Origin of the sequence: Paracoccus sp. (in: a-proteobacteria), assembly GCF_046289755.1 — a bacterium.
In the GTDB taxonomy this organism is placed as follows: domain Bacteria; phylum Pseudomonadota; class Alphaproteobacteria; order Rhodobacterales; family Rhodobacteraceae; genus Paracoccus.
This window is the reverse complement of record NZ_JBKBVD010000054.1, coordinates 1-15,430: the sequence shown is the minus strand read 5'-3', so window position 1 is coordinate 15,430 and position 15,430 is coordinate 1. Positions and strand designations below refer to the sequence as shown.

The following is a 15,430-nucleotide window of genomic DNA, read 5'->3' as shown; positions in this document are numbered from 1 at the left end:
TGGGCTCCCCGGCGGGGCGGGCCGCCCGGGGACGGTCGGCCAGCCCACAGAACCGACCCGGATGCCCGCCGGACTGCGCCATCACAACTGCGCCATCACAGCGCCATTCCGGCGGGGTCTTGCTGGCCGGAACGGTTCTGTCCCAGCTCATGTGCGCGCCGCCTGCACCGATGGGCAGTCGGTGATCGTGATCCTGCCGCGCCCCGCCCGCTTGGAGCGATAGAGCGCGTCATCCGCCAGCGCCAGCAGCGTATTTGCGTCAGGCGTGCATCCTTGCTTCCAGATGACCACGCCCATGCTGGCCGACACCGACAGGCCGGGCGCCACGGATGCGCCGATGGCGCGGATCGAGGCAATCAACCGGTCGCAGAGCTGGGACAGCAGATCGGGGCAAGTGACGCTGCGCAAAATCAGAACGAACTCGTCCCCGCCAAGACGCGCCGCCGTATCCGCCTTGCGGATCACATGGCGCAGCTCGCGACCGACATTGCGCAGCAGGTCATCGCCGGCCTGGTGCCCATGGGTGTCATTGACCTGCTTGAAATGATCCAGATCCAGATGGACAAGCGAGAAATCCTGCGCTGCGGGCGCGAAGCGGTCATCCTGTGCCGGGCGCAGCAGGGCCGACAGCGCCAGCTCCAGCCCGCGACGGTTGGTCAGGCCGGTCAGCACATCACTATGCGCCTGTGTCAGCGCCACCCGGCGGGCGCTGGCAAGCTGCCTGTTGAAACGCGCCAGCTCGGCCAGAACGGCGCGATTGGCCTCGTGCAGAAACAGGAATTCCATCATCAGATCGGTCGGCGGAAAATCGGAATCGATCAAATCCGCCGCCGCAATCGCGCGGTGAACGCCGATCCCGAATCCCAGATTCAGCAGGACGCTGCCCTTGTCGGCGGGCACGGCATGGCCGCGCAGAACCAGTTCGGGCCGCGCATCGACCCGCAGAAACAGGCGCGTCTCATCACGGGCGGCGTCCCGGATCCGCGCCAGAACATCGCCCCCCGGATCGCCGCGCGCATCGCTGAGACATCCCGGCACCCCGCTGCGCAGATCCGGCACCAGCTTGAGCAGCGTCGCGCCTGCGGACCAGACGACCCCGTCAGGGCCCAGCCAGAGATGCATGGGCAGCAGCCGCGCCAACCCCTCCGGCGACAGCCTGGGCCCCGGACGCATCAGAAGGCCAGGCTTTCCGGCGCAGCATCAGGAGAGAGGCTGAACATCCGGCCCTCGCAAAACTGCTCTTCCCAGACTTCGATACGGATATTCATGCCTTCGGACGAGATCAGACAAAGCGCACCATAATCATCGGCCATGCCCCGGATCAGCCCGATCAGCGTGCATTTCCAGTCGGCATCCGCCTTGTCCAGGGCGACAATTACGCTCTGCCCATCGCGCCCGACCCGCAGCGGCGGCATGACAAGCTGCGGCAGCACCAGATGCGCCCTGCCCGGCAACTCATCCAGACTCATCAGGAAATCATGGAAATCACGGCCCGAAAAGCGCAGCAACCGGCGGATCGGCTCGATCCGGGTCAGCCAGCCGCCCAGATCCTCCAGCATTTCGCTGACGGGCTTGGACATCCGCAGGGCGGCATGGGCCAGCGCCTGCTGCCCGCAGCCCTGCAGATCGGGGACCGGATGCCCCTGTGCCAATGCGATATCGGCGGTCATCGACCGGACGAGGTCATCGCCGTAGGTGGCCCGCAGGAATTCCTCGATCGCGCGATCAATCAGTCCGTTCATTCTCAACCTCATTTTGCCCGACTTTAGCGGCCAGAGGTTAAGCAAGCGCAAACCGGCGCGAAAATTCCGTCAGTCGACCGACCACCCATAGCTGCCCGGCCCGGCCAGCACGGTGCGCGCCGCCATCAGATCCTGTGGCGTCACCGACAGCGCCTGCGCGCAGGCGATCAGGCGCGCATCATCTTCGGCCAGAAAATCCAGCAATGCCGCCCCGGCCGAGCCATCCTGCGCCATCATGCGCAGATCCCCCGCCGACAATCCCGTCGTGGTCAGAAAATCCTGCATCAGGTCGGGATGCCCGGTCAGATGCAGCAACAGATCGGTGGCCAGATCGCGGGCACGGTCCGGGTGCAGGGTCATCGCAGTCTTCCTTATGAACGGGGCGGCACAAAAAATTATCGGCCGCGGAAACCCTTTGTTAAGCATTTGGCCCCAGATTGACAGTCACGAGTGGCGCGGCGCGGGGCAGAGCGATGACTGCACGGATTCTGGTGGCAGATGGCGTGGCAACGACCCGCATCACGTTGAAGGTCCGGCTATCGGCCGCCTGTTATGACGTGGCCACCGCCAGCCGGATCGTCCAGATCCCCGATCTGATCGACCAGACGCAGCCCGATCTGATCATTCTGGGCAGCGGCTTTGGCGAGGATGTGGCCATCGAACTCTGCGCCCGGCTGGCCGGGGACCGGCAGACCGGGGGCATTCCCATCCTGATGCTGGTGCGCAGCACGTCGCGGCTGGCGGCCCTGCAGGCGGGCGCCTCGGCGGCGCTGGATCCCGAAATCAACGACCAGATGCTGCTGGCCCGTGTCCGCGGCATGCTGCGCGATTGCGAAGACCCGGTCGGTCTGGATCTGGGCATGGCCGAGGCCGGGCCTTCGGTCGATGAAAACGAACTGCCGCATATCGTGCTGGTGACGGACAACCCGGCGCGGTCACAGCGCTGGCGGCAATTGCTGTCCGACCGGATCGAGGCACGGTTCGACATCCGCAACCCGGAGGAGGCGCTGTCGGGGGTGCGGCTTGGCAAATCGGCCGATCTTTACCTGATCTGCGCCGATCTGGAGACACGCGGCGACGGGCTGCGGCTGCTGTCGGAACTGCGCTCGCGGCAGGGGTCGCGGGATGCGGGTTTCGTGATCGCGATCGGTCGTGACCGCGACGAGCTGGCGGCCATCGCGCTGGATCTGGGGGCGGGCGACGTGCTTCCCGACAGTCTTGGCGGACCCGCCGAAATCGACGCCGCCGCCATGACGTTGCGGATGCAGCTGTCGCGCAAATCGCGCAGCGACCGGCACCGGGCCGAGGTCAGGCGCCACATGATCTGGGCGATGACCGACTCTCTGACGGGGCTGTACAACCGCCGCTATGCGCTGCCCAAGCTGTCGGACATCGCGCGCGACGCCATGCTGACCGGTCAGGACTTTTCGGTTCTGGCAATGGATCTGGACCACTTCAAGGCCATCAACGACCGCTTCGGGCACGGCGCCGGTGATGCGGTTCTGTCCACCGTCGCGCAGCGGATCACCCGCGTTCTGGGCAACCGGGGGCTGGCCGCGCGCCTGGGCGGGGAAGAGTTCATGGCCGTCATCTGCCCCTGCGACGCGCAACAGGCGCAGGTGATGGCCGAACGGATGCGTCTGGCCATTCAGGACACGCCGGTCGGGCTGCCCGCCCTGTCCGGGGGCGGGCAGGTGCGCATCACCGTCTCTGTCGGTGTGGTCACCGTCCGCGCGCTGGACGGTGAGGTCTGGCCCGATCACCTTGCCCGCGAAACGCTGGAGCGGGCCGACCGCGCCTTGCTGGCAGCCAAGGCCCGCGGTCGCAACCGTGTCGTCATCTCGCATCCCGAACAGGCGGCCTGAGCTGATGTCGCAGGGGCTGGCACGCGGGCCGGGGCAGGCCTAGACTGGGGCGACGCGGGGATCCTGGGCGCGACAGTCCGGGCCCGCCCCAGCAGGAGTTCTGGCGATGACCGATCGCATCCATTTGTCCGACCCCGAGCGCGCCACGGGCCGCGCGATGAAACGCGGCGCAATCGGGCGTTGTCCGGCCTGTGGCCGGGGCAGGTTGTTCAGCGGCTATCTGAAGGTCACCGATCACTGCGCCCGGTGCGGCGAGGCGATGCACCATCAGCGCGCCGATGACGGCCCGGCCTATCTGACAATCCTGATCGTGTCGCATCTGGGGGCGCCGATCCTGCTGGCCTCGTATATGGCATGGCGGCCAAGCGCCGCGACGATGATCATCGCCTTCGGGCTGGGCGCGATCGTGCTGTCGCTGCTGATTCTGCCCATGATCAAAGGCGCCATGGTCGGGCTGCAATGGGCGCGGCGCATGCATGGGTTCGGGACGGACCCCGGGCAGGTGACCTCGTGACCGACCCTGCGCGCGTGCAGGCGCCGATCCGCGATGCCGCCAGCCTGATCGTGCTGCGGCGCGCGGCGACAGGCGCGGCGATCCTGATGGGGATGCGCGGACAGGCGGCGGTCTTCATGCCCTCGAAATTCGTCTTTCCGGGCGGCGCGGTCGATCCGGGCGACGCCACGCTGCCGCTGGCCCGGCCGCTGCCCGACCCCCATCGCCGCCGCCTTCTGGCCGAGCCACGCGACGTGGCGGCCCCCTCGCCCGATGCCATTGCCGCCGCCGCCCTGCGCGAGCTGGCCGAGGAAACCGGCCTGCTGATCGGCCAGCCCGGCGGCGGCGCACAGGTTCCGGGCTTTGCCGAGGCGGGGCTGGTGCCGGATGCGGGGGGCCTGGCCTATCTGTTCCGGGCGATCACGCCGCCGGGCCGGCCGCGGCGGTTCGATGCGCATTTCTTTGTGGCCGACGCGGCCTCGGTCGCGGGCGATCCCGAAGATTTCAGCCGCGCCTGCGATGAGCTGTCGCATCTGCACTGGGTCGGGCTGTCCGAGGCCCGCAGCCTCGATCTGCCCTTCATCACCGAGGTCGTGCTGGCCGAACTGACCGAGCTGGCCGGGTCGGTTCCGTGGCATACCACGCTGCCCGTCCCCGACAGCGTGCCGTTTTTCGACAATCGCGGCCCGGCGCCCCGCTTTGTGCAGATCGCCTGATCAGCGCCCCGAGAACCGCGGCGCGCGCTTTTCCAGAAAGGCCGTCACCCCCTCGGCGAAATCGGCGCTGCGCCCGGCCTGACCCTGCAGCCGCGCCTCCAGCGCCAGTTGCGCGTCCAGATCATTCTGCATCGCCGCCGCCAACGCCGCGCGGATCGACAGGAAGGCGCCGGTCGGCCCCGAGGCCAGCTGCCGGGCCCGCGCGTCCACCTCGGCCGCGAAATCGGCATCCGGCACGGCCCGCCAGATCATCCCCCAGTCGGCGGCCTGCCGCGCAGGCACGGTTTCGGCAAACAGCATCGCACCTGCCGCCCGCGCCGTGCCCACCAGTCGCGGCAAAATCCATGTCCCGCCCGCATCCGGCACCAGCCCGATCCGGGTGAAGGCCTGCACGAAACTGGCGCTGTCCGCCGCGATCACCACATCCGCCGCCAGCGCCAGATTGGCGCCCGCCCCGGCAGCCACCCCGTTCACCGCCGCGATGACCGGCACCGGACAGCTGCGCAGGGCGCGCAGCATCGGCTCGTATTCGTCGCGCAACGTCGCCTCCAGATCGCGCGCCGCCGAGGCGTCGGTCAGATCCTGACCCGAGCAAAAGCCGCGCCCCGCCCCCGTCATCACCACGCAGCGCGTCTCCGCAGGCAGGCCGGTCAGCGCGGCGGTGATCTCGGCCCGCATCCGCCTGTTCAGCGCGTTCATCACCGCCGGGCGGTTCAGCACCAGCCGCGTGACGCCCCCTTCATGGCTCAGTTCGATCGTCTCATGGCTCATGCCCACCCCTCCCTGCTGCGTTGGGGCGATGATGCAGGAACGGCGCGCGTTGAAAAGCGCGACCCCGCGTCAGCCGTCGCGCATGATCTCATCCAGGCGCTCTTTCTCGGAGGGGCTCAGCCGCTGCGTCACCTCGGGCGTGGCGCGGGCGCGGGCGGCCAGAAAGCGCCAGGCGATCAGCGCGGCCACCAGCGCCATCAGCGGCCCGGCGAGCCACAGCACCCAGTTGATGCCCGAGGCGCGCGGTTCGAACAGCACATATTCGCCGAACCGGTCGGCGACATTGTCGATCACCTGCGTATCGCTGTCGCCCGCCACCAGCCGCTCGCGGACGTAAAGCCGCAGGTCGCGGCTGATCGGCGCGTTCGATTCGTCGATATTCTCGCCCTGACAGACCGGGCAGCGCAGGTTCTGCGAGATCTGGCGGGCCCGCGCCTCCAGCCCCGCATCGTCCAGAACCTCATCGGGCTGAACCGCCAGCGCCGCCACCGGCAGGATCAGCGCGAGGATCAGAGCCATGCGCCGGATCATTCCGCAGGCACCGTGTTGCGGCCCGGCGCGGGGCGCGCGGCCCCGGCGGCGACCCGGTAGCGGCGGTCCGACAGGCTGATCAGCCCGCCAAGCGCCATCAGCAGACAGCCGCCCCAGATCCAGTTGGCAAAGGGCTTGATATAGGCGCGCACCGCCCAGCCTCCGTCCGGCTGCTGATCGCCCAGCACCAGATAGACATCGCGGAAAAAGCCATAATCAATGGCGGCCTCGGTCGTTGGCATGTTCTGCACCGGATAGACGCGCTTTTCGGGGTTCAGCGTGGCCACCAGCCGCCCGTCACGTTCAACCTCCAGCGTGGCCATGGCCGAGAAATAGTTCGGCCCGTCCACCCGGTCGACGCCGCGCAGCGTGATCTGATAGGCGCCGATGTCGAACGGCTCGCCGATCTGGGCGACGCGGATGTCCTCGTCCTGCCACGCCGTGATCAGGGCCACGGCGATGAAGGTCACACCCAGCCCGGAATGCGCGACCGCCTTGCCCCAATCGGCGCGCGGCAGGCGCCACAGACGCGACAGGCCCGATTTGCCGGTGCGGTGGACCAGCTCGGACAGCGCGCCGAAAACCAGCCACGACCCCAGCCCCGCCCCGATCACCGCCAGCGCCGAACGCCCGGTCGAGACCGCAAAGACCAGCATCATCACCGCCACCGTCAGCACCAGCGCCCCCCACAGGGGCCGCATGGACCGCCCGAGATTGCCGCGCTTCCACGGCATGATCGAGCCTACGGGCAGCGCCAGCGCCAGCACCACCATGAACGGCGTGAACGCCTGATTGAAGAAGGGCGGGCCGACCGACAACACCCGGCCCCAGACCATTTCCGCGATCAGCGGCCACATCGTGCCGACAAAGACCACAAAGGCCGCCACCGCCAGCAGCACGTTGTTCAGCACCAGCGCCCCCTCGCGCGAGACCGGGGCAAAGACGCCCTTGGCCGTCAGATCAGAGGCCCGCAGCGCATAGAGGGTCAGCGCGCCGCCGACAAAGAACACCAGAATGGCAAGGATGAAGAGGCCGCGTTCGGGGTCGTTGGCAAAGCTGTGGACCGAGGTGATCAGCCCCGAGCGCACGATGAATGTCCCGATCAGCGAAAAGCCGAACGCCATGATCGCCAGCAGGATCGTCCAGCTTTTCAGCGCCTCGCGCTTTTCCACCACGATGGCGGAATGCAGCAGGGCTGCGGCCAGCAGCCAGGGCATGAAGCTGGCGTTTTCCACCGGGTCCCAGAACCAGAAGCCGCCCCAGCCCAGCTCGTAATAGGCCCACCATGATCCAAGCGCGATGCCGAGGGTCAGAAACACCCAGGCCGCCAGCGTCCAGGGCCGCACCCAACGGGCCCATGCCGCATCGACGCGACCCTCGATCAGGGCGGCGACGGCAAAGCTGAACGCCATCGAAAGGCCGACATAGCCCAGATACAGAAACGGCGGGTGAAAGGCCAAACCCGGATCCTGCAGCAGCGGGTTCAGGTCGCGCCCGTCAAAGGGCGGATTTCCCATGCGCCAGAAAGGGTTGGAGGTGAAGATGATGAACGCGTAGAACGCCGCCGAGACGGATGCCTGCACCGCCAGCACCCGCGCCCGCAGGCTGGGGGGCAGATTGCCGCCAAAGACCGCCGCCGCCGCCCCGAACAGCGCCAGGATCAGCACCCATAGCAGCATGCTGCCCTCGTGATTGCCCCAGACGCCGCTGATCTTGTAGATCAGCGGCTTGGCCGTGTGCGAATTCTCATAGACCAGCCGCACCGAGAAATCCGAGGTGACAAAGGCCACCGTCAGCGCCCCGAACGAGACCACCATCAGCATCAGCTGCGCCAGCGCCGCCGGACGGGCGCTTTCCATCCAGCCGTGCCAGCCCCTGGCCGCCCCCACCATCGGCACCGTCATCTGATACAGCGACAGCGCAAAAGCGAGGATCAGGGCGAAATGGCCGAATTCTGCGATCATCGGGGCAATCCTTCTGGTTGCCCGACAGCATAGGGACATGACAAAGGGGGGAACAGTCCCCCCTTGGTGCTGGTTTGTCAGAATGATGTGTGGCCGCTGCGGCCTAAGCGCGCAGACCGGCCGCCCAGTCGCGCAGGGCGGCGTTGTCGGCGAAATCATCCTGCGGGCGCGGCGCATGCGTCGTCGCCGCAGGCACGCCCTCGTCTGCGGCAGGGGCCGGGCTGCGGGCGGTCCAGACCCTGTTGCGCAGATAATGCGCCTCGCGCGCGCCGAAGTAAAAGCCGACGATGGCGCCCAGCAGCCACCACAAGGGTTCGGGAACCATCTGCAACCCCTCCATCCGCAGGCTGAAGCCCACCGGCTCGGCCATGGCATAGACGAACAGCCCCATCGTCCCCAGCGCCAGCAGCGGGCGCGGCAGGCGGTTCAGCCCGTTGACAAAAGCGTCAAACCAGCCCGCGCGCTGGATCAGGAATTCCTGCCCGTGCTGGCTGATGGCGCGGGCATAGGCCTCTTCGTCCAGCTCCATCCGGCGGGTGGCGTTCTGGGTAAAGACCTCGGCCATGCCAGAGGCTGCGTGACCCAGCGCGGTGACGGTGGGGGCGACCCCCAGAATGCGACCCATCACGCCCATGACGCGACCCTCGCCCGGTGCTGGGCGGCGCTGAGGTGATAGCGCTGTGCGATGAATTCCTCGGCCCGCGTGATCCAGCCGCCCTTGCCGCCTGCCAGCGTGCGCGCGTATTTGCGGCTGGCCGGGCGCTGATCGGCCAGAGCGTAGTAATAGTTGCGCCGCGCGATCCCGTAGGCATCGGCGATATGATCTGGCGCGGCGGCGGCGGCGGCCGTTGCGGCGGCGATGGTCTTTGGCCCCACCACCCCGTCGGGCGTCGCCGCAAAGCCCATCCGCGTGATCAGCCGTTGCAGGATCCTGACCGCATTGGCGCCCGCATTGACATACATGTCAAAGGTGCTGGCCTGCAGTGCGGCTGGCAGTTCGGCCAGACGCGGCTTGCGGAAGTAATGTTCGACAAAGATCTGCTCGGCCTGCGCGCGGGTCAGGGCGCGCACATCCGCCTGATCAATCCGCCCGTCCTTGTTCAGATCCAGCCCCAGCCCGCGCATCGTGCCGATGGTCACGCCGTATCTGGTGGCGCCGCCCGGATCGTCGGGGTCGTTGACGAACCCGCCCTCTCGCGCCACGATCTGACGCGCAATCTGTTCCACGCTCTGCATGTCACCCCCGTCCCAAAGCCGCCGCAGGGTTCTGCGGCATCAGGGAAAGCTGGGGCTGCGGGGTTAACCTTTGGTTAACCTTGCGGGCGTTGCGCGGATCAGCTGTTGGGCTCCTGATAGTGGCCGGTGGCCTTCAGCGTGTCGATCACCTCGCGCGGCATGTAGCTTTCGTCATGCTTGGCCAGGATTTCGCGCGCCTCGAACCGGCCCTCGCGATACCAGCCCTTGGCGATGGTGCCCTGCCCCTCGCCGAACAGATCCGGGCGCGGGTCGCGGCCCACATAGGTCACCGGGATCTCGACCGCGCCATCGGTGATGACGAAATCAAAGGCCACCCCCTCGCCGTTGATCAACGAGCCCTCCTTGACCAACCCGCCCAGCTGAAAGAATTCCTCGGGGTCGGGCGCCTGTTCGCTGACCTGCGTGGGCGAGCGATAAAGGTTGATGCCGTCGCTGAACCCATAGCCGATCAGACCGACCGCGATGATCAGGGCAGCCGTGGCGGCGGTGATCACCTGAATGCGGCGTTGTTTTTTCAGCGATTTCATGCCGGCCATGGGTATCCCTCCTGTCAGGCGGCGTCAAAGCGGATCGGGCGGCGCATGAATTGCGTGGCCTTGCCCGACACGCGCACCGGATCGCCCGTGGTCAGAAATTTCGATGCGCGCCCCTCACCCAGAAATTCGGGGCGCCGCTCAAGATAATCCGCAAGGCTCTCTGCAACCAGACCGGCCTGGCTGTAAACCTCGACCTTGGGGCCAAGCGCGCGCTGGAAGGCGTCTTCCATCAGCGGATAATGCGTGCAGCCAAGGATGGCGGCCTGCGGAAACGGCATCCGGCGCAGCAGCGATTCGACATGGCTGGTGACCAGCGCCTCGGCCAGAATCTCGTCGCCCAGCTCGATCGCATCGACGACGCCCGCGCAGGGCTGCGCCTCGACATCGACGCCCACGGCGCGAAAGGCCAGTTCGCGCTGGAAGGCGCGGCTGGCGACGGTGGCGGGCGTGGCGAACAGCGCCACATGCTTGACGGCCACCTCGCGCGGGGGCGAGTTGTCGCCCCATTGCCGTTCGGTCAGCGCCTCGATCATCGGCACAAAGACACCCAGCACGCGCTTGTTTTCGGGCAGCCATGTCTCCTGCATCCGGCGCAAGGCGGCGGCGCTGGCGGTGTTGCAGGCCAGGATCACCAGATCGCAGCCCTCATCCCACAGCCGTTCCACCGCGCGGCAGGTCAGGTCGAAAATATCATCGGCGGTGCGCACACCATAAGGCGCATGCGCATTGTCACCCAGATAGACCAGCGGCACCTCGGGCAGGCGCGCGGCAATCGCCTGATGGACCGTCAGCCCGCCCAGACCGCTATCGAAAACGCCAACCGCCATGCACCGCCCCCTGTAACGCGTGGCGCCCTTCATAAGGCGCTGCGCGGGCTTTGCAAATGATCTGGATCATTCAACGATCATTCGGCGGCTTCACGGATCGGTGCGCCGCCCGCCCGGATCTGCGCCAGCAATTCGTCCCGGCGCGCGGCGGCCTGCATCGCAGCCTCGTGCTTGACCGGGCCATAGCCGCGCACGCTCAGCGGCAGTTCGGCCAGCTCAACGGCAGCAGGCAGGGTCGAGTCGGTCAGCGCCGCGAAGATTTCGGCCATGTCGGCCTCGTAATCGCGGATCATCCGGCGTTCCAGCCGCCGCTCGGCGCTGTAGCCGAACGGGTCGAACGGCGTGCCGCGCAGAGCCTTCATCGCCGCCAGCACCCGGAAGGCGCGCAGCATCCACGGCCCGAATTCGCGCTTGCGCGGGCGGCCTTCGGTATCCGTGCCGGTCAGGACCGGCGGCGCCAGATGCAGCGACAGGCGCACATCGCCCTCCCACCGCTTGGCCACCTCATCGGCGGTGGACAGGTGCAGCCGCGCGACCTCGTATTCATCCTTGTAGGCCAACAGCTTGTAGTATCCGCGCGCGACATGTTCCCGCAGCGCGGCAGGGGCGGCATCGACCAGCTTGCGGAACCGCCGCGACAGCCGCTTGCCCTGATAGCCGAGCAGCCGTTCGGCGCGATACGCGACCGGATCGACGGGCAGCTGCACCACATCGGCGGGCCGCCGGGTCTGATCGGGAAAGGCCATCGCCCATCGCCCGATCTGAAAGGCGCGCTGGTTCTCGGCCACCTTGGCGCCGTTGAGTTGGATCGCCTGCGCGATGGCCGCCTCGGACAGCGGCAGCAGCCCCTGCTGCCAGGCGGCGCCCAGCACCAGCATGTTGGAATAGATCGAATCGCCCAGCATCCGCAGCGACAGCTCATTGGCATCAAAGAAGGCGACGCGGTCCTGCAGCCGCGCCTCCAGCGACAGGCGCAGCCGGTCCGAGGGCACCTGAAAATCGCGGAAACGGGTGAAATCGCCGGTAATAATCTCGTGATCGTTGACCACGGCACCGGTGCGCCCCTGGGTCATCAGCCCGACCGTCCTGGCGCCTGCCGTGACCACCAGATCGCCGCCGATGACGCAATCCGCCTCGCCGGTGGCCACGCGGATGGCGCTGATGTCTTCGGGGCGTTCGGCCAGCCGCAGATGGATGTGCACGGCGCCGCCCTTTTGCGCCAGCCCCGCCATCTCCATCATGCCGGCGCCCTTGCCGTCGATATGCGCGGCCTGCGCCAGCACGGCGCCCACGGTCACGACCCCGGTGCCACCGACGCCGGTGATGACGACATTATGCGTGCCCTTGATCGCGGGCAGCGCGGGCGCGGGCAGGTCCGGCAGATCAAAGGCCTCGGCCTTGGGACGGCGCAGCTTGCCGCCGCGCACCGAGACGAAGCTGGGGCAGAAGCCTTTGACGCAGCTGTAATCCTTGTTGCAGCTGGACTGGTCGATCTGGCGCTTGCGGCCCAGCTCCGTGTCCAGCGGCACGACCGAGACGCAGTTCGACTGGACCGAGCAATCGCCGCAGCCCTCGCAGACCTCGGGGTTGATCCAGATGCGGCGGTCGGGATCGGGGAACTGCCCCTTCTTGCGCCGCCGCCGCTTTTCCGCCGCGCAGGTCTGGATATACAGGATCGCACTGACGCCCGGCGCGGTTTCCAGCTCGCGCTGCACCGCCATCATCTGCGCACGCTCCTCGAACCGCAGGCCCTGCGGGAATTGCGCGCGGTCGACATCCTCTTTCTCGTCATAGACGACCGTGACCGGGTTCACCCCCATCGCCACCAGTTCGCGCGCGATCTGAGGCGCGGTCAGCCCGCCCTCGTTCGGTTGTCCGCCGGTCATCGCCACCGCATCGTTATAGAGGATCTTGTAGGTGATGTTGGTGCCCGCAGCCATCGCCGCACGGATCGCCAGAATCCCAGAATGATTATAGGTTCCGTCGCCAAGGTTCTGAAAGACATGGTTTCTTGTACTGAACGGCGCCTCACCGACCCAGTTGACGCCCTCGCCGCCCATATGGGTGAAGCCCTCGGTCTCGCGGCCCATCCATTGCACCATATAGTGACAGCCGATCCCGGCATAGGCGCGGCTGCCCTGCGGCAGGCGGGTCGAGCTGCTATGCGGACAACCCGAGCAAAACCAAGGCGTTCTGGTCGAAATCTCAGGTGCATTATCAGCCCGGCGCACCTCGGCCAGCCGGGCCAGACCGGCGCGGATATGTTCGGTGCCACGCCCCTCCTCGACCAGAATCCCGCCGATCTTCTGCGCGATCATCACCGGGTCAAGCGCATAGCGGGTCGGGAACAGCTCTTCGCCGGTGCGGTCATGCTTCCAGCCGTGCACCCGGCGGCCCCGGCGATTGTCAAAGATCGCCTCTTTCAGCTGCACCTCGATCAACTTGCGCTTTTCCTCGACGCAGATAATAATCTCAAGGTTTTCAGACCATTCCTGAATAGACTTCATGTCCATCGGCCAGGTCTGCCCGACCTTGTAGGTGGTCAGGCCCAGCCGTTCGGCCTCAGCCTCGTCGATGCCCAGCAGCGACAGGGCATGCACCAGATCCAGCCAGTTCTTGCCCGCCGCGACAAAGCCGATCCTGGCGCCGGGCTTGCCCCAGACCCGGTGATCAAGGCGGTTGGCGCGGCTGAACGCCTCGGCCGCCCACCGCTTGTGGTCGATCATCCGCGCCTCTTGCGCGACCGGCGTGTCGCCCAGACGGATGTTCAGCCCGCCCTCGGGCATGGCAAACCCCTCGGGGGTCACGAACCGCATCCGGTGCGGATCACCATTCACGACCGAGGTGGCCTCGACCGTGTCCTTCATCGTCTTGAGGCCGGTCCAGACCCCCGCGTAACGCGACAGCGCGAAACCATAGAGGCCATAGTCCAGGATTTCCTGCACGCCTGCGGGCGACAGCACCGGGATATAGGCGTCGATCATCGCCCAGTCCGACTGATGCAGCACGGTCGAGCTTTCGCCGGTATGGTCATCGCCCATCGCCATGACCACACCGCCCAGCCGCGACGCGCCCGCCATATTGGCGTGCTTCATCACATCGCCGGTGCGGTCCACCCCCGGCCCCTTGCCATACCACAGCGCAAACACGCCGTCATAGCGCCCCTCGCCGCGCAGTTCCGCCTGCTGGCTGCCCCAGATCGCGGTCGCGGCCAGATCCTCGTTCAGGCCGGGCTGAAAGCGCACCTGCGCATCCGACAGCCGCGCGCCCTCGCGCATCATCGCCAGATCCACCCCGCCAAGCGGAGAGCCGCGATAGCCCGTCACCAGACCGGCGGTGTTCAGCCCGGCGGCTTTGTCACGTGCCGCCTGCATCAGCATCAGCCGCACAAGTGCCTGCGTTCCGTTCAGCAGCACCTGTCCCTTGGACAGATCGAACCGGTCGGCTAGCGAAAATTCCTGCTTGCTCATCCTGCACCTCCTCAATGCATGACGTCCCCTTACGTCATTATAGGTCAGATATGCTGACCGACAAAGACATAAATTCTTGACTTGACCTTCAAGGCAGACAATCGCAGGGAAGGTCAGACCTGCAAAGAACGCATGGCAGCCATGTCAGGATTGTAACTCGGATGGACTGGGACAAGCTCAGAATCTTTCACGCGGTCGCGGATGCGGGCAGCCTGACGCATGCGGGCGATGTGCTGCATCTGTCGCAATCGGCGGTCAGCAGGCAGATCCGCGCGCTGGAAGAGGCGCTTGGCACCACCCTGTTTCACCGCCATGCCCGCGGGCTGATTCTCACCGAACAGGGCGAATTGCTGTTCGAGGCGACCTCGGCCATGGCCCGCAAGCTTGACAGCACCTCGGCGCGCATCCGCGACAGCGAGGAAAGCGTGCTGGGCGAATTGAAGGTGACGACCACGGTGGGCTTTGGCACCCTGTGGCTGGCGCCGCGTCTGGTCAAGCTGTACGAGAAATACCCCGACCTGCGCATCGACCTGATGCTGGAGGAACGCGTGCTGGACCTGCCCATGCGCGAGGCCGACGTGGCGATCCGCATGAAAGAGCCCAGCCAGTCCGACCTGATCCGCCGGCGGCTGCTGAACATCCAGATGCGGCTGTATGCCAGCCCCGAATATCTGGCCGCGCGCGGCATGCCCAAGGGTCTGGACGATCTGGCCGGGCACCGCCTGATCTGCCAGAAGCCCGATCAGCCGCAGGTGGCCGCCGGCGCGTCGCTTGTGCAGCAGCTGATGACGCAGACTGTCGGCTCGACCCTGACCGTGAACAACTATTTCGGCGTGCTGCAGGCGGTGCTGGCCAATCTGGGCATCGGCGTGCTGCCCGACTATCTGACCGCCGATCACGCCCGCCTGATCCGCGTCTTCCCCGATCTGGAATCGGGTGAGGTGCCGGTGTTTCTGGCCTATCCCGAAGAGCTGCGGCAGACCCGCCGGGTCGCCGTCTTCCGCGATTTCGTGCTGGAAGAAATCCAGGCCTATCGCCGCGCCCAGAGCGAGGCCGGACTGGCCTGACGCGCGATGCTGTCACTGATTTCCGGGACCGCCACCTTAGCCATTCCGCTACTGCATGGCGGCTATGTCCTGTTTGCGGCATCATAATCCTTGAACCGTTCACACTCTGCACATAAATCGGGCTCAGAAGGCGATGCCTAGCGTATTCGCTCATCACCTTCTACCTCCCTGTTGGACTTAGGCCGGGCCTC

15 protein-coding genes are annotated in these 15,430 nt (G+C 66.8%); 4 read left to right on the top strand and 11 right to left on the bottom strand.

All coding sequences use genetic code 11. The features are described 5' to 3' along the window. Window positions 1-147: 147 nt before the first annotated feature. The 3 genes from ACK41U_RS16310 to ACK41U_RS16300 all read right to left on the bottom strand — a co-directional run bounded on the left by ACK41U_RS16310 (window position 148) and on the right by ACK41U_RS16300 (window position 2,102). Window positions 148-1,122: a GGDEF domain-containing protein gene (locus ACK41U_RS16310; protein WP_409682322.1), complete on the bottom strand. Its 975-nt coding sequence runs from the start codon at window positions 1,120-1,122 to the stop codon at window positions 148-150. A 50-nt stretch (window positions 1,123-1,172) separates the two neighbouring features. Next, window positions 1,173-1,742, bottom strand: a complete 570-nt coding sequence (locus ACK41U_RS16305; protein ID WP_409682319.1) for a heme NO-binding protein — start codon at window positions 1,740-1,742, stop codon at window positions 1,173-1,175. A gap of 69 nt (window positions 1,743-1,811) precedes the next feature. Further along, complete coding sequence (locus ACK41U_RS16300; protein ID WP_409682316.1) at window positions 1,812-2,102, bottom strand: DUF3572 domain-containing protein; 291 nt, start codon at window positions 2,100-2,102, stop codon at window positions 1,812-1,814. A 113-nt stretch (window positions 2,103-2,215) separates the two neighbouring features. Here ACK41U_RS16300 and ACK41U_RS16295 point away from each other — a divergent pair, with 113 nt between their 5' ends. The 3 genes from ACK41U_RS16295 to ACK41U_RS16285 all read left to right on the top strand — a co-directional run bounded on the left by ACK41U_RS16295 (window position 2,216) and on the right by ACK41U_RS16285 (window position 4,816). Next, window positions 2,216-3,607 (top strand): diguanylate cyclase, encoded by a 1,392-nt coding sequence (locus tag ACK41U_RS16295; RefSeq protein WP_409682314.1) that lies wholly within the window; start codon window positions 2,216-2,218, stop codon window positions 3,605-3,607. Window positions 3,608-3,713: 106 nt separating this feature from the next. Then, on the top strand, window positions 3,714-4,121 hold the full coding sequence (locus tag ACK41U_RS16290) for a DUF983 domain-containing protein (RefSeq protein WP_409682311.1): 408 nt from the start codon (window positions 3,714-3,716) through the stop codon (window positions 4,119-4,121). Next, window positions 4,118-4,816 carry a DNA mismatch repair protein MutT gene (locus ACK41U_RS16285; RefSeq protein ID WP_409682309.1) on the top strand — a complete coding sequence of 233 codons (699 nt, stop codon included), beginning with the start codon at window positions 4,118-4,120 and terminating at the stop codon, window positions 4,814-4,816. Before ACK41U_RS16290 ends, ACK41U_RS16285 begins: the two co-directional genes overlap by 4 nt. Here ACK41U_RS16285 and ACK41U_RS16280 read toward each other — a convergent pair whose 3' ends face one another. The 8 genes from ACK41U_RS16280 to ACK41U_RS16245 form a co-directional block, all read right to left on the bottom strand. Then, complete coding sequence (locus tag ACK41U_RS16280; protein ID WP_409682306.1) at window positions 4,817-5,587, bottom strand: enoyl-CoA hydratase-related protein; 771 nt, start codon at window positions 5,585-5,587, stop codon at window positions 4,817-4,819. It lies immediately after the preceding gene. 69 nt (window positions 5,588-5,656) lie between these two features. Then, window positions 5,657-6,106 carry a cytochrome c-type biogenesis protein gene (locus tag ACK41U_RS16275; RefSeq protein WP_409682303.1) on the bottom strand — a complete coding sequence of 150 codons (450 nt, stop codon included), beginning with the start codon at window positions 6,104-6,106 and terminating at the stop codon, window positions 5,657-5,659. An 8-nt stretch (window positions 6,107-6,114) separates the two neighbouring features. Further along, entirely contained in the window at window positions 6,115-8,082 is a 1,968-nt protein-coding gene (locus ACK41U_RS16270; protein WP_409682300.1) for a heme lyase CcmF/NrfE family subunit, read from the bottom strand. 103 nt (window positions 8,083-8,185) lie between these two features. After that, complete coding sequence (locus ACK41U_RS16265; RefSeq protein WP_409682297.1) at window positions 8,186-8,716, bottom strand: holin family protein; 531 nt, start codon at window positions 8,714-8,716, stop codon at window positions 8,186-8,188. Continuing rightward, window positions 8,707-9,318: a holin-associated N-acetylmuramidase gene (locus tag ACK41U_RS16260; protein WP_409682294.1), complete on the bottom strand. Its 612-nt coding sequence runs from the start codon at window positions 9,316-9,318 to the stop codon at window positions 8,707-8,709. The genes ACK41U_RS16265 and ACK41U_RS16260 overlap by 10 nt, the downstream gene beginning before the upstream one ends. 98 nt (window positions 9,319-9,416) lie before the next feature. Then, entirely contained in the window at window positions 9,417-9,866 is a 450-nt protein-coding gene (gene ccmE, locus ACK41U_RS16255; RefSeq protein ID WP_409682339.1) for a cytochrome c maturation protein CcmE, read from the bottom strand. 23 nt (window positions 9,867-9,889) lie between these two features. After that, window positions 9,890-10,702 carry a glutamate racemase gene (locus tag ACK41U_RS16250; protein ID WP_409682291.1) on the bottom strand — a complete coding sequence of 271 codons (813 nt, stop codon included), beginning with the start codon at window positions 10,700-10,702 and terminating at the stop codon, window positions 9,890-9,892. A 77-nt stretch (window positions 10,703-10,779) separates the two neighbouring features. Further along, the gene (locus tag ACK41U_RS16245; protein ID WP_409682288.1) at window positions 10,780-14,172 is read right to left on the bottom strand and encodes an indolepyruvate ferredoxin oxidoreductase family protein; all 3,393 of its coding nucleotides are present in this window, start codon (window positions 14,170-14,172) and stop codon (window positions 10,780-10,782) included. 161 nt (window positions 14,173-14,333) lie between these two features. Between ACK41U_RS16245 and ACK41U_RS16240 the strand changes: the two genes are divergently transcribed. Next, entirely contained in the window at window positions 14,334-15,239 is a 906-nt protein-coding gene (locus tag ACK41U_RS16240; RefSeq protein ID WP_409682285.1) for a LysR family transcriptional regulator, read from the top strand. The last annotated feature ends 191 nt before the right edge of the window (window positions 15,240-15,430 follow it).

Coding starts and splice junctions, on each gene's coding strand:
- ACK41U_RS16260 (WP_409682294.1), bottom strand. CDS start 9,318: ATGCAGAGCGTGGAACAGATTGCGCGTCAGATCGTGGCGCGAGAGGGC.
- ACK41U_RS16270 (WP_409682300.1), bottom strand. CDS start 8,082: ATGATCGCAGAATTCGGCCATTTCGCCCTGATCCTCGCTTTTGCGCTG.
- ACK41U_RS16280 (WP_409682306.1), bottom strand. CDS start 5,587: ATGAGCCATGAGACGATCGAACTGAGCCATGAAGGGGGCGTCACGCGG.
- ACK41U_RS16275 (WP_409682303.1), bottom strand. CDS start 6,106: ATGGCTCTGATCCTCGCGCTGATCCTGCCGGTGGCGGCGCTGGCGGTT.
- ACK41U_RS16310 (WP_409682322.1), bottom strand. CDS start 1,122: ATGCATCTCTGGCTGGGCCCTGACGGGGTCGTCTGGTCCGCAGGCGCG.
- ACK41U_RS16295 (WP_409682314.1), top strand. CDS start 2,216: ATGACTGCACGGATTCTGGTGGCAGATGGCGTGGCAACGACCCGCATC.
- ccmE (WP_409682339.1), bottom strand. CDS start 9,866: ATGAAATCGCTGAAAAAACAACGCCGCATTCAGGTGATCACCGCCGCC.
- ACK41U_RS16305 (WP_409682319.1), bottom strand. CDS start 1,742: ATGAACGGACTGATTGATCGCGCGATCGAGGAATTCCTGCGGGCCACC.
- ACK41U_RS16245 (WP_409682288.1), bottom strand. CDS start 14,172: ATGAGCAAGCAGGAATTTTCGCTAGCCGACCGGTTCGATCTGTCCAAG.
- ACK41U_RS16290 (WP_409682311.1), top strand. CDS start 3,714: ATGACCGATCGCATCCATTTGTCCGACCCCGAGCGCGCCACGGGCCGC.
- ACK41U_RS16240 (WP_409682285.1), top strand. CDS start 14,334: ATGGACTGGGACAAGCTCAGAATCTTTCACGCGGTCGCGGATGCGGGC.
- ACK41U_RS16300 (WP_409682316.1), bottom strand. CDS start 2,102: ATGACCCTGCACCCGGACCGTGCCCGCGATCTGGCCACCGATCTGTTG.
- ACK41U_RS16265 (WP_409682297.1), bottom strand. CDS start 8,716: ATGGGCGTGATGGGTCGCATTCTGGGGGTCGCCCCCACCGTCACCGCG.
- ACK41U_RS16250 (WP_409682291.1), bottom strand. CDS start 10,702: ATGGCGGTTGGCGTTTTCGATAGCGGTCTGGGCGGGCTGACGGTCCAT.